The 14,619-nt window shown below is 46.1% G+C and carries 8 protein-coding genes; 1 reads left to right on the top strand and 7 read right to left on the bottom strand.

Annotation, left to right across the window (positions count from 1 at the left end; translation table 11 throughout):
• Nucleotides 1–86: 86 nt before the first annotated feature.
• The 7 genes from AC0VZ8_RS34355 to AC0VZ8_RS34325 all read right to left on the bottom strand — a co-directional run bounded on the left by AC0VZ8_RS34355 (nucleotide 87) and on the right by AC0VZ8_RS34325 (nucleotide 10,974).
• Nucleotides 87–2,153, bottom strand: coding sequence for a beta-galactosidase (locus tag AC0VZ8_RS34355; RefSeq protein ID WP_475487995.1), 2,067 nt, complete (start codon nucleotides 2,151–2,153; stop codon nucleotides 87–89).
• A gap of 58 nt (nucleotides 2,154–2,211) precedes the next feature.
• Nucleotides 2,212–3,759 (bottom strand): ABC transporter substrate-binding protein, encoded by a 1,548-nt coding sequence (locus tag AC0VZ8_RS34350; RefSeq protein WP_475487994.1) that lies wholly within the window; start codon nucleotides 3,757–3,759, stop codon nucleotides 2,212–2,214.
• A 35-nt stretch (nucleotides 3,760–3,794) separates the two neighbouring features.
• Nucleotides 3,795–4,709 (bottom strand): carbohydrate ABC transporter permease, encoded by a 915-nt coding sequence (locus tag AC0VZ8_RS34345; protein ID WP_475487993.1) that lies wholly within the window; start codon nucleotides 4,707–4,709, stop codon nucleotides 3,795–3,797.
• Between the two features lie 42 nt (nucleotides 4,710–4,751).
• The gene (locus AC0VZ8_RS34340) at nucleotides 4,752–5,672 is read right to left on the bottom strand and encodes an ABC transporter permease (protein ID WP_475487992.1); all 921 of its coding nucleotides are present in this window, start codon (nucleotides 5,670–5,672) and stop codon (nucleotides 4,752–4,754) included.
• A gap of 174 nt (nucleotides 5,673–5,846) precedes the next feature.
• Nucleotides 5,847–7,421 carry a response regulator gene (locus tag AC0VZ8_RS34335; RefSeq protein WP_475487991.1) on the bottom strand — a complete coding sequence of 525 codons (1,575 nt, stop codon included), beginning with the start codon at nucleotides 7,419–7,421 and terminating at the stop codon, nucleotides 5,847–5,849.
• A gap of 24 nt (nucleotides 7,422–7,445) precedes the next feature.
• Nucleotides 7,446–9,173, bottom strand: coding sequence for a sensor histidine kinase (locus AC0VZ8_RS34330; RefSeq protein WP_475487990.1), 1,728 nt, complete (start codon nucleotides 9,171–9,173; stop codon nucleotides 7,446–7,448).
• Nucleotides 9,174–9,417: 244 nt separating this feature from the next.
• Nucleotides 9,418–10,974 carry a DUF3502 domain-containing protein gene (locus AC0VZ8_RS34325; protein ID WP_475487989.1) on the bottom strand — a complete coding sequence of 519 codons (1,557 nt, stop codon included), beginning with the start codon at nucleotides 10,972–10,974 and terminating at the stop codon, nucleotides 9,418–9,420.
• A gap of 850 nt (nucleotides 10,975–11,824) precedes the next feature.
• Between AC0VZ8_RS34325 and AC0VZ8_RS34320 the strand changes: the two genes are divergently transcribed.
• Nucleotides 11,825–14,425, top strand: a complete 2,601-nt coding sequence (locus tag AC0VZ8_RS34320) for a glycosyl hydrolase 53 family protein (protein WP_475487988.1) — start codon at nucleotides 11,825–11,827, stop codon at nucleotides 14,423–14,425.
• Nucleotides 14,426–14,619: the final 194 nt, after the last annotated feature.

Raw genomic sequence — 14,619 nt, 5'->3', positions numbered from 1 at the left:
TTCTCCTGATTAATTGGAAACTCCGCCTTCCAGCTGAAGACGGAGTCAGATATGAAACGTATGATCATACCGAACTGTTACTACACTTAGTTCGTGTTCCGTCGCAAGATATAAGACCCATTCACAGGGAGTTCAATCTGTCCTGTTACGGCTTCGCCTGATTCAGCATTCACGTATCCGCCTTGGTCAAGCTCTACCGATGCTTCAGCTCCTGAGAAATTAAGCAAAAACACGTAATCGGTATCCCCATCCGTTCGCACCTGAGCGGTTACCCCCTCCGGGAGTGTAGAATGGATTGCCCGCCGTACACCTGCCTCCTCCACCAGCTTACCGTAGAAAGACTGATAGAAAGCATCTTCGCTTACCCGCGCTGCAAGATAATAAGCTTGACCAGCTCCTAGGCGATTCACGGTGAGTGCTGGACGCCCCTCGTAGAAGTCAGCCCCATAAACAGCAAGCACTTCTGCCGTCTCGGTATGGATCAAATCGCACAATTCGCGAACCTCATAAGAGCCCTCGATTCCCAGCGCATTGCCGGTATTCAACACAACCGAATTGCGATCGTGATCATGTAGACCCTCAATCTCCTCAGACCAGATACCGACCGTCGTGCGCAGTGGTCCAGGGAAACCTCCAAGATGACACAGGTCATTCTCATCTACGATGCCGCTCCAATACGTAACGACTGCCGTGCCTCCGTTTATAACAAACGCTTCAATCTTCTTGCCTGTTTCCTCACGAAGAAGGTAAGCCATAGGTATCAACAGAAGCTTGTAGCTGGAGAAGTCGTCGTTCGACCCTACAATGTCGACCGGTACACCCATCTCCCATAGGGCACGGTAATGCTGTATTACCGTCTCCTCATAATGAATTCCGCTATTACGCGGACCTTGTGAGTCATTGATTGCCCACCGATTATCCCAATCGGCTAGAATTGCTGCTTCAGCAGGAACAGGCGTACCGATCAGGTCTGTCAATCCCGCCAAAGTGCTGCCGAGGTCGGCAACATCCTGGAATACTCGCGTGTGCTCGTGGCCAACATGGTCTACAACCGCGCCATGGAATTTCTCACTGGAGCCGCGGCTCTTGCGCCACTGAAAGTACTGCACCGTATCTGCTCCATGCGCCACAGCCTGCAGCGATGATAAGCGATGCATTCCTGGCCGTTTTAGCTTGCTTACCGCCTGCCAATTCGTCAAGCTTGGCGTACTCTCCATCAGCATGAACGGCTTCTTCTTCAGGGTACGGAACATGTCATGATTAAAGGCGAACCATGATGCTACACTACGATCCGAATCAGCCTCGTGCCATTTAGGGTAAGCATCCCAGGAGATCACGTCGAGCTCGTCGGCGAATGTACGGTAATCCAAACCGTAGAACCAATCCATCATATTCGTCGTGCAGGGAAGATCAGGATTGGCTGACTTCACTTGGGCCACCTCGTGCTTATAGAAATCCAATGTTTGATCGGATACGAAGCGCCGCCAATCCAGGTTCTGTCCGTGTACGGCATTCTCCCCATGCGGCGCTGGTGACTCCACCTGGGACCAATCCGTATATGTATGGCTCCAAAAAGCCGCCCACCACGCGCGATTCAACTTATCAATGGTTTTGTATTTTGCCTTCAGCCAGTCCCGAAATGCGGATTGACAGTAATCACAGTGACATTCGCCACCGAACTCGTTCGAAATATGCCAGCCGAGGACCGCAGGATGATTCGCATAGCGTTCAGCGAGCTTCGTATTCATGATCGCAGTTTTCTCCCGATAGACTGGTGACGTATAGCAATGATTGTGACGTACACCAAACAGATTACGAACACGGTTCGCCTCAACGCGCAGGACTTCAGGATACTTCTGTGCCATCCATGCGGGTCTTGCGCCGGTTGGTGTAGCCAGCCAAGCGTATATGCCATTCTCTGAAAACGTATTGAGCACATGATCCATCCACTCAAAATCAAACCGGCCTTCCTCCGGCTCCAGGGCTGTCCATGCGAAGATACCAATAGCCATAACGTTACAATTTGCCAGCTTCATAAGCCGGATATCTTCTTCAAATACCTTAGGATCATGCAGCCATTGGTCCGGGTTATAATCGGCGCCATGCATAAATACCGGCAGCTTGCTACTGATGGGTGGAAATTTATTGGTCATTTCATTTATCTCCTTTTTAAAAAGAAAGAGGGGGAAAATAGATCCCCTCTAATCTGTCCTATGATTGATTTGCAAGAAAGGCATCGATCTGTGTTTGCATCTCTTGCTGAACTTTGTCTATGCCTGCAGCATCAAGCTGAGAGTTCAATTCTGCCAAGCCTTGATCTATGTCCTCTACAAGTCCATACACCAATGGGATTGCATAACGCACCATAATATTGCTAATGTTGGCCACTTCTGTCTTTACAGCCGAGTCATCAAATACAAATGTCTCTAGCGTGTAGTTATATACATCCGACTGCCAACCGTTGAAGATATCGTCTGCTTCCTTCGGATACACAGCATCTTGTCGATTCAGAGGAGAATTCCAGCCCCAGTTAGAGAAGCCTGTATAATTGGTAGCACTTGGTCCTGTTGTGAACTTATCGTCGCCTTCTGGACTATAGTGCCTTCCTGCAATTCCATACATCGATAAATCGTGAATTTCCTGATCGTTCTGCAACAGGTCAAGCACCATCAACGCTCGGTCTGGATGCTCTGATGTGGAGTGGATCGCGATTCCGTTCTGTGTTGAAATTGCGCTGAGCTTCTTACTGTTCGGTGTAATATCAGCTATTGCATACTCCTGATCAGGCAGATCGCGGCGTGCTTCAGCCAAATTAAATGCTGTTGTACCGAGGTTATGTGCGTAGGAGGAAACTCTCCCTGCCTTCATGTCTTGCCAAATGTCGTTCTTATTGGTGACAACGTTCTTCGACCAAGCACCATTGTCTGCTAAATCCTTGTAGTAATTAAGGAGCTCTCTGTATTCCGGTGTTTCATAAACGTTAAACACCTGACCTGTAGTATCGTCTAATTTATAGGCAAGAGGAATACGCAAGTCGGCAACCTTGAAATCATTGACTTGCTCTAGTGCGATTTGATCAAGCTCATGCCATCTCCATCCATCAGCAGCCTTAGCTCCAAATGCACTCATCCCCTGCTCATTCGCAGCTATGGTCTTCAAATAGTTTGCATAGGTTTCTAAGCTGTTTATATCTGGCAGGTTGTACTTCTGGCGAAGATCCTCACGGTATAGCACGACTTTGTTCGTCACTTCTAGATTATTGTTTGGAACCATATACAATTTACCGTTAACCTTGGCCTGATCCCAAGATACTTCCGGCATTTGAGCCCAAGTCTGAGGCGCGTATTCCTGCAGCATCTCCTCTGTAATTTCCATAAAGCCGCCTTTAACTGCCTGGTCGTTATAGAAAGCCCAGTTCGCTGTATACACTAGATCAAAATCTTCGTTAGCAGCAAATTTTAGTGGATACTTCTGTGTCCAGTCAGACCAGTCAAGGAACTCTACTTCCAAAGTGGTATTGATCTGTTCCTTCAGCTTCGTGTTCAATTCACCGAAGACCATGTCGTAATCAACCGGCTTGGCTCCAAGAAGAACCATCTTTAGTGTTACTTCTTCTGATGCAGGTGTTGAACCAGAGCCTGATGCGTTGTTGTCTTCTGTATCGTTGCTGCTAGCTCCATTACCTGCGCACGCTGTCAGTACAATGGATAGAACAAGCATGATGGCAAGCAGTAAGGTTGGTTTGTTTCTACGTTTCAAAGTGTTAACCCCCTGTTATAGTAAATTAATTGAGATTATCCTTTAACGGCACCGATTGTAAGCCCCTTCACGAAATAACGCTGAATGAATGGGTACACGAGCAGGATCGGACCGATCGCGACAACCGTCATCGCCATTTTGAGACTCTCGGTAGGAATCTGAAGATCAACTACAGCACCTGAGGCAACCATGGCTCTTCGCATCCCGTCCATATTTCCTAACATTTTATACAAATAGTACTGCAATGGCATCAGATCTTCATTGGTGATAAACAACATCGCATGATACCAGTCATTCCAGTACGCCAGTGCAATGAACAGACCGATCGTTGCCAGTGCTGGTTTGGACAACGGAAGAATAAGACGTCGAAAGATAAGAAAGTCGCCTGCTCCGTCAATCTTCGCAGATTCTGTAATCGCATCGGGAATGCTGCTCATGAACGACTTCATTACAATAATGTAGAAGACATTTAACAGCATCGGGAGTATTAAAATAAGAAACGTATCTTTTAAATTTAAGTAGTTAACGATCATTAGATACCATGGCACTAAACCGCCACTGAATAGCGTAGTGAAGAAAAAGAAGAAGGAAAATCCGTTACGCCATTTAAAATCTCTTCTTGCCAGCGCATATGCTGTCGTTGATGTAAGGAACAAACCTAGGACTGTTCCGATAACCGTAACCCCAAACGTTACTGCATAAGCTCTTAATAACTGCTCCGGATATTCAAAGAGCAATCTGTATGCCTCCAGTGAAAACACTGTAGGAAAGAGCTGGTATCCATCCTTGATAATGCTGCTCTCATCTGTCAGTGATGCCGAGAGCACTAGGATGAATGGAACCAGACAGAAGAGCGAGATGATCGCGAGCAAGAAATACCCGATAATCTGCAGCAGCCTTTCATCACGGCTTTTAGGGCTCGTCGACTTACTTGCTAAGTGTGCACTCAAATTGGTTCTCTCCTTTCAAATTTCGCCCGATTCTCAGCTGACTTAGAACAGTGCTCGATCTTTATCGTATTTACGCACAGCATAGTTGGCGAGCAGAATGGTGACGAAACCGAGTACAGATTGATAGAATCCGGCAGCGGAAGACATTCCGATATCGTTAGAGGATGTCAAAGACCTAAATACGAAAGTATCAATAACATCTGTGTTTGCAAATAACAGACCATTATTTCCAACCATGTTGTAGAACATCCCGAAATCTCCTCGGAAGATGTTACCGACTGCGAGCAGCATCAGAATAATTACAGTTGGGAACAGGTTTGGAATCGTAATTTTGATCATTCGCTGGAACACATTGGCACCATCAATTTCTGCTGCTTCGTACATCTCAGTGTCGATACTAGTAATAGCAGCAAGATACATAATCGTACCGTAGCCGACGGCCTTCCAAGCCGATACAATGACTAGCAGGTATGGCCAGTAAGCCGCTGTGTTGTAGATATCAATCGGATCCATGCCTAGTGCTCCAAGTACAACGTTGATCATGCCATAGTCATAGCTGAACAAGTTGTATGCGATTGCGCCGACTACAACCCAGGATATGAAGTAGGGCAGGAACATCATCGTTTGAAAAATTTTACGGAACCACTTATTCGCAACCTCAAACAACAGAATGGCCATCGCAATCTGAAGCACGTTGTTTACGATGATAAAGGCAATGTTGTACAATGCCGTGTTTCGAGTTACCTGCCAAGCCTGGCCTGACTCGAAGAAGAAGCGAAAGTTGTCCAGTCCATTCCATGGGCTCCCAAAGATCCCACCGTTGTACGTGTACTGTTTAAAGGCCAATACAATCCCGGCCATCGGAATATAAGAGAACACGAAGAAGAACAGTAGGGCTGGTGTTAGCATGAGCAACAGGGTTCTGTACTTGACCAAATCTCTCCAAAAACCCTTTCGATTCATAGGTGTCACCCTCTCTAATGTAACCGTCTTGCGGTTAGTGATATGATACTTTGATTATAGTCTGTCTGGGTCATCAGCCAACATTAAGCTAAGCAACTAAAAGTTATATTCAATCTACGATTCAATGAAGAAAGAGTGCCGAAGCTTAACCGCCCCGGCACTCTTTTTCTTCATCTAAATGTTATGCTTTTTCCGATATTCACCTGGTGACATTCCGCTCGACTGTTTAAATTGTCTGTTAAAGTAAATAATATTCTTATATCCAACCCTCTCGGCAATCTCATAGATTTTGAGAGACGGATCAGCGAGCAATTCGCACACCCGCTTCATCCGCAGATCAAGAAGAAAATCGCTAAAGCTCATGCCCGTTTCTTCCTTGAAAAGATGCCCAAGATAGTTCGGCGAAAAATTGAAATGAGCCGCTATCTCCTTTAGTGTCACCTTCAATTCAACCCTCTCCTTGGCGTATTTCAGGATGTTTCTAATGAGCTTCCGATTGGTCTTCGACCGCTTCGTAAACAACCTCTCTGACAATTCAAAGAATCGCCGCCTTAACCAGGATAAGATGTCGCTTACGGTCTCGAACTGAAACAGAACCTCTGGTTGCTGTGACTCCCACTCAAGTATTTCATATAAATCCTCATCCAACTGCTGCAGATCGGCATGAATCTTAGAGGTGATTCGGATGATGAGATTGTATACATCATTCATTTTGTGCAGCGGACGATCTCGCCCGAAGATTTGTAGAAGACAGTCATCAATACCAAGCAGATCATATGCCAGAATTGAAGTTACCATTAGCTCAATAAGCTCATCAAGGTTCTTGGATACCTGTACACCCGATGGGGATTTTGCCACATCCCGGATTAGCCGATTCTTTCCAACTAGCCATTTGGCATCTAAAGCAGCCACTGCCTGATGATAAGATTCAGGCAGACGTCGCCAGTCATCGGTAGACTTGCCGTACCCAACAGTAACCGTGATAGGAAAAGCATTGGCTACAGCCTGGATCATTTCCTCCAGTAAAATAACATTCTCCTCTTCAGTGCCTTTAGCCAGCATGACAAATTGGTATTCGGAGTGACTCGCAATCACTGTACCAAGTCCACTCTCCGTTGCAAATGTTCCGAGATAACTCATGATGTCCCCAGACAGTTGATGTCGATCATCCGCTGACATGTCGAGCATTTTCCACTCCACATCATCCATCTCAATGATCGCCACCGCAGCCCCGTTGCGTACTTGCGGTTCTATATACTGCTGCATATGATTGTCAATCTGCTCCCGAGTACGACTGCTCAGCCAGCGGAGTAGCAGCGCTTGACTGGCTAGCGACAGTACCTCATCATTTGACTTGGTTCTCTCCCTCTCTCGGCTGATTTCGCTACATAGTTCCGATAGCGTCTCTCGAAGCTCGTCATCGTCGACAGGCTTCAGTAGATAACCGGAAGCATGTAGAGACAACGCCTCCCTCGCATAGCTAAAGTCTTCATGCCCGCTAATAAAAATGATTTTTACATGAGGATTTATTTCTTTTGCTTTCCGTGCGAATTCGATCCCCGTCATAATCGGCATGCGAATATCCGATAGGAGAAGATCAACCTCAAGCTTCTGCATTAACTCGAGCGCTACAAATCCATTGTTTGCCGTTCCTGCGACTTCAAGTGGCAAACCGCTGCTTACTACTCTACGCCGAAGCCATTCCAAGTCGATTTTTTCATCATCTATGAGCATTGCCTTTACAGTCATGTAGTCTCCTCCATTCAACCTGCCTTACATTATGTTCATTTCCTGAGGACGCTCAGCAGGCAGTAGAATCCGTACGGTCGTCCCTCCGCCGTACACGCTGCCGATCTCTAAGCCATATTCATCTCCATAGTGAAGTTTGATTCTTTCATTCACGTTCTTTAACCCACATCCGCCTTCCTGTTTGACTGAATCCAATAGGGAACGGACCGTTTCCGGCTTCATGCCGACTCCGTTATCGATTACACTCAGCTCCAACAGGCTGCCTAGCCTGCGGCCTTTGATACGGATGGTAATGGTATCGTCGAACCAGGCATGCTTGAATACATTTTCTACAACGGGCTGAAGAATCAACTTAATCACCGGGATGTCTAGAATGCTGGGATCCACATCCGTACTGAAGGTAAAGCTATCCACATACTTGACTCTTTGGATATTCATATATGTTTCGACTTGCTCCAGCTCCTTCTCAAGTGAAATAATGATATTTCCCTGATTGAGCGTTAGACGATAAAATCGCGACAGTCCCTTGACCATCTCCGTGACTTGAGCCGTTTCCCCCATATTAGCTAGACTGCTAATGGTAGAGAGTGTGTTGTATAGAAAATGGGGGTTAATCTGTGCCTGCAGTGCGTCAAGCTCAGCCTGCTTACGTCGTATCCCCTGCACATAAACGCTGCTAATCAGCTCTTGAATATTCGTAGCCATGGAATTAAATGCTTCCGCGATTCGGCTAAATTCGTCATTACCCCCAAAGCGAAGCCGCTTCTCAAAGTTACCACTTTCAAAAGTGCGAATAAGCGTAATGATCCTTCTCATCTTGCGACCCGATAGTCTGGCGACCATGAAACCAATCAGCATCATGACCAGGAAACTAATCGTGCATATAGCCAGGATAACAAGCTGGAGACGCCGGGCATCCTTCTGCAAATACTCATGGGGTACCCATGTTTCGATGACAAAGTCCGTCTCAGGTACGGCTTGCTTAAGTGTCAGGTAGGAGGGTGAATCTGCCATCTTCGGGTCTGCGCCACCACGTTGGTACATCATAGCACCTGTAACTCCGTCAATGAGCCGCATGGAGATACCATCCTCCTCTGGATAGTTCACATAATTTCCCAGTAGATCTTCAAACCCGGCCGTAATCCGAAGCATACCGTTAACCTGATAATCGTCGAATGACAGCATTCGGCGTATATGCGAAATATGATTTAACTCACGGTCTGACTCGACCTGTATCCACCGATTCTCATCTCCGTTCATGATCTTCTGAGACCACTCGCTGTCCTGAATCTCAGTGGCGGGTAAAATGTAGTAATCGCTATCCTCTAATGGACTTGTCAGGTCATCTCCTTCTATAATGTTCAAGTCGTCATTATTCGTGTATAAAACAATTCGAATCGGATTTCCAAACAGCTGCAATGGAGCCTGCATTTGAGGTATGATGTCGTCGATCATACTCAGATAGATGTCATGCGGTTCCCCTTGCTTCTGTAAAGCACGCTGAAAGGGGGCACTGCTGAACAAAGTATCCGAGATACGCTGAATCTCGTCCAGTTGATACTTTAAATTATTGCTAGTCTGCGCCATCATCGTCCTGATATTGGTCTCGGCGATCTCTGTTCGCGAATCGGTCAGCATTCTAAAAGACGAATAGCCGATGACGGCATCTGTAATAAGGACAAGCAGCAAGTAAGTAAACATCATTTTGTAGGTATAAGGAATTATCTTTTTCTTTTGTGTTGCTAGGCTCATAGATCGTCTCCCGATTCATTGGATGCGTAATACTTTATATGAAGCAGTATATCTCAGCCAGTTCTGATGTAATAGTAAGAATTTTTGTGAATGGTAAGACTTAGTTAGAAAAAAACATTCAGCTTCAAGAAATGCCTGAGAGGCCGATCACAAATCGATCGACCCTAATAGTATCTGCAGTTGAAATGTGGAAGCCAGATAATATATGCGCCTCAGGCGAATGGGTTGGGAATAACAGTGACCTTTAGTTATTCTCCAAAAACGCGTTTATCTGGCTTTGGAGTTCTGACTGTACCTTGTCAATGCCAGCGGTTTTGAGTTGATCCAGAAGCTCTTCCTGTCCCTGCTCAAGATCTGAAACCAAGCCGTATTCCAATGGAACGCCATAACGTATCATGATGTTGCCAATGTTTGCCAGCTCATTCTTCACCATCTGATCGTCGAACACGAACGTTTCAAGTGGAAAGTTGTACACTAGCTCTTCCCAGTATTGTTCGATCTCTGTCGCTTCTCTCGGGTAGGATATCTCTGTACGGTTAAGTGGAGAATTAAACCCCCAGTTAGAGAATCCAGTATATTTATCTCTGTTCGGGCCTGGCTCATATTTATCATCGCCAACTGGCTCATAATGACTACCCGAGATCCCATACATCGCCAAATCATGGATTTCTCGGTCATTCTGCAATAGATCAATGGCCATCAGGGAACGCTCTACATGTTCAGACGCTGCATGAACAGCCATTCCGTTCTGTGTTGAGATCGAAGCTGTCTTCTTCTTGTCCGGGGTAAGATCCGCAATAGCCATTTCTACATCTGGAAGATCACGACGAGCTTCGACAATTTGGAAGCCTGCGGTACCCAAATTTCCTTTGAGAGATGCTGCTTTGCCGGCTTTTACATCCTGCCACACTTCGTTTTTACTGTTAACGACGTTCCTAGACCAAACACCGTTATCAGCTAAATCCTTGTAATAAGCAAGCAATTCAATAAACTCAGGAGTATCGTACACATTGAAGACTGTCCCGGTCTCATCGTCTAGTCTATAAACGAATGGCATGTTTGGATCCACAAGCTTCCATTCATTCTGTTGCTCAAGTAACACATTATCTAACTCGTGCCATTTATAGCCGCCCCCCACCGCTGTACCGAAACCACTCATTCCACTTTCGTTTGCCGCAATAGTCTTAGCATAGATAGCAAATGTCTCTGCATCCGTCACCGGCTCAAGATTGTACTTCTTACGCAAATCCTCGCGTATCAGTAGAACTTTGTCTGTGAGTTCCTGATTATTGTTCGGTACCATGTATATTTTATCTTTAACCTTAGCCTGATCCCACGATACCTCCGGCATCGCTTCCCATGTCAATGGTGCATAGGTTTGTAACAGCTCGTCCGTTAATTCATGGAATCCGCCATTCATTGCCTGGTTGGTATAGAATGCCCAATTCGCAGTGAACACCAAATCGAAGTCATCTTTCGCCGCAAACTTTAATGGATATTTAGATGACCAATCGGACCAGTCCAGGAATTCTGTTTCAATGGTCGTGTTGATCTTATCCTTGAGTAACTTGTTCACCTCGCCAAACACCGCGTCGTAATCCGCAGGTTTGCTGCCTATGAGCACCATCTTCAGCGTAACCTCTTCCGAGTTATCTTTCGCTCCTTGTGAATCGCTGGCTGGCGTAGAACTATTCACCGTTTCGTCACTATTACTCACATTACCCGCACATGCGCTTATCAGAAGACTAACCATTAGCATGAGTATAAGCAGTTTTATGCCTTTGCTGTTATTTTCCTTCATTTTCCATCCCCCTTTAGTTTTTGAGAATATTCATTACAGACAAGCTATTGATAACCAAGTTGCCCCTCAATCATCAGGTATTCATGTGTCAATCTCAGTTGATGTAATCGCTTTCTAAAAAGGCAAGACTACACGTTTTTAGTGCTTTTCATAACCATTTCTCATTACCGACTCCTTTAAATCACGTCTTTAGTGCTCGCTTTCAACCCCATTATATGTAAACATCTAACCCTTAGAAATTCAGTCAAGCAACAAAAACCTATACTTTTTCAACGATTTCCCAAATTTGAACCATGTAGAATGTTCGATGACCCTCTAAAAGATCGCTCCTTTCTAAGTGCATATAGCTTTATATTTATTAGATCACAATCAAAATCGGTAATATGAACATGTTCTTTCTTCAAAACGAATAAGCAAAGCCGAAACGGACATTCCCTATATCTTCGACCGATTTTTTATAAGTGCAACAAATCCGAAATGCGGGGCAGCTCAAGCACAGGTCTGCGTCTTTCCATAGCTAAATGGATTGTGGAGTAACATGAAGGCAGCATTACAGTGGAGAGTGAATTAAACACAGGGACCGTAATCGCGATCGGTTTCCAATTTACCGGAATAATCACGGCATATAATTGCAAAAGTATAGGTTTTCGTTGAACAGCATAGTTTGAAAGCGTATTCCTGTCTACTACACTGGATAATGATAACAGAAGTGAGGGGAGGAGCGCATAGGCAAGCCACAATAAAAGAATGAATGCACACCGCACTCTTTGGGTACACATTGTTTTTATTCACCGTTATGAAATCGTTTGTTATTCACACCATACTTGGATGAACTCAAGGAGGTAACACAGTGAACACAAGAAAACGGATCATGCCTGCTATACTTGCACTTGCACTACTTTTATCAATGCCCCTCTTCAACGCGTCGGCAAAGGCGAATGCCGCCGCTGCCGAATCAGCTCCTACCTTCGCCAAGGGGGCAGATGTAAGCTGGCTGCCGCAATTGGAGGCTTTAGGGCACAAGTTCTATGATGACAACGGAAACGAAGAGGATCTCCTCCAAATTTTAAAGGATCACGGAATTGATTCGATCCGCCTGCGAGCCTTCGTCAATCCTTCGGACGACCCTTCCAATGGTCACAACAGCACCGAGGAAGTGATTGAAATGGCTTCTCGTGTAAGCGATTTCGGATTCAGGATCATGATTGACCTGCATTACAGTGATTCCTGGGCAGATCCCGGCAAACAACATACTCCAAAGGCGTGGGAGGATGCGGATCTGGAGCAATTAAAAACGCATGTCTCCGAATATACGACAGAGGTTATGGACGGTCTCAAAGAAGCCGGCGTAACACCGGAATGGATTCAGATCGGCAATGAAATTAACAATGGCATGCTGCATCCGATTGGCGCTTATAGCAATACTACCAATCTGGTAGAGTTGCTTCAGGCAGGATCACACGCTGCGAAAGAAGTTTTTCCCGACATTAAAGTCATTATCCACCGTGCCAACGGAGCGGATGAAGGTGTAGATGGATTTTACAATGGTTTGATTGAAGCTGGCCTTAAGGATAGCGACTACGATATTATCGGCTTGTCCTATTACCCGGACTCGATTTATACCACTTCTATCGATGAACTGGCTGATAACATGAATACGCTTGCTGAGAAGTACGGCAAGGAAGTTATGATTGTCGAAATCGGCGGCGATGTCCACAAAAATGAAGATAATGTGTACAACATGCTGGTAGCCACTCAGAATAAGCTGAAGGACGTGCCGGACAATCTGGGAACCGGTATTTTCTATTGGGCTCCTGAAGGTGTCTATTTCGGTTATCCGCTTTCGGCCTGGAGCTCGGATGGCACACCTTCCTTCGCCATGGATGCATTCCTGGACGATGCTGCAGAGGTCAATCGTCAGAAAGTAACCGGCGTCGAGCTGGACAAGAACACCACTACAGTTGAAGTAGGGGATACTGATCGATTACGTGCTATTGTTGCACCTGAAAACGCTACCTATCAAGGTGTAACTTTTATCAGCTCGAATCCGGAAGTTGTAAAGGTAGACCGCTATAATGGTACTGTTTCCGGGCTTGCCGAAGGAAAAGCGACGGTAACAGTCACCACCTTTGAAGGACAATTTACCGATTCTGCCGAGGTCGTTGTGATCCCAAGCTCCAATCCGATTGAGAATCCGGGCTTTGAGAACGGATTAAGCGGGTGGAGCGTTACGGATAATAACAATGGCGCTGTAAGTACGGGAACCGATATGTATTCAGGTTCATCGGCACTGCATTACTGGAGCGCTTCGGCTATGGAGTTTACTGTTTCACAGCAGCTTACAGGACTGGAGAACGGAACGTATGAGCTATCAGCCTGGGTATCGGGCGGGGGCGAGGAAGAAGTTGCTGAGATTTTTGCCGGTGAACAGAAGCAGAGCTTTACCAATACGGGTTGGACGCAATGGTCTAACCCTAAGATTGACACCATTGAAGTTACAGATGGAACCTTGACCATTGGCGCAAACTTGAAGTATTCAGGTGGACAATGGGGGAACATCGATGACTTCAAGCTTGTGATGAAAGCGGATGCGATTGAAACTAACAATCTTACCGTAAACGGCAATACCGCTTCGTGGTACTTGAATGGAGAGCAACCGACGTCTTTTGGGGACAGTACCGGCTCCAAGGCATTTAACTATGGCGACGAGCAGCCGATTGATTTTACGCTTACCCATGAAATTTCGGGTCTTGCACCGGGCACCTATACAATGCAAGCCAAAGTATTTGGTGATAAAGGCGAACCTGATCAAGGATCTGTCATGTATGCCGTATCCGAAGGACAGACCTACTCCATCCCGCTTACCTATAAAGGAAGCGCCTGGGAAAAGCCGGCTACCTTAAGCCTGAAGCACGTTCAGGTAGGCGAAGACGGCATTGCCGAGTTGGGCTTTATCGTAAAAACAAGCTCCGACGAGCATTTTGGTTATCTGGATGATGTGACCTTTGTACGGACCAACGAAGATATCACCCGTGCCGAATTTGCATCCCTGCTTGTTCGTGCGCTTGGCATAGAATCATCCATTGCCAACCCGTTCGCGGACGTTATCCGTACACAATGGTATGCCGGCGATGTGGCCGCCGCATTTGATGCCGGTCTTGTGCAGGGCTATAGCGCAACCCGCTTCGCACCTGAAGCAAGAGTTACCCGGCAAGAGCTGGCAGCAATTCTGGTGAAAGCTCACGAAATGAAGACCGGGACTACGGCAACTGCCGCTTCATCCGTCACCTTCTCCGATATCAACCTGATTAGCTCCTGGGCCAAGGATGATGTAGCCGCCGCTGTATCGCTGGGATTGCTTGAGGGCATCACCGACGAAAACTTTATGCCGCAAGCCTTCGTCAGTCGCGCCGAATGTGAGCAGGCAATCGCTGCTCTTCTGCAACAATAATCGTACCGATTCAATGGGGGCTGTCCCAAAAGATCATTTAGATTCCCATCTAATCGGTAATCGGAACAAGTTCTTGTCCATTTTGAAAATCGGTACAAGTTCTTGTCCTCGGCTCGGGACAAGAACTTACATCGTAAAAATATAAAAAGCCGCCCACTTGATATTATCCCCTTTAAGTAGACAGTGTGTAAAAA

Source organism: Paenibacillus sp. QJM3NY_38 (assembly GCF_056173265.1).
This window is presented reverse-complemented; position numbering and strand designations above follow the sequence as displayed.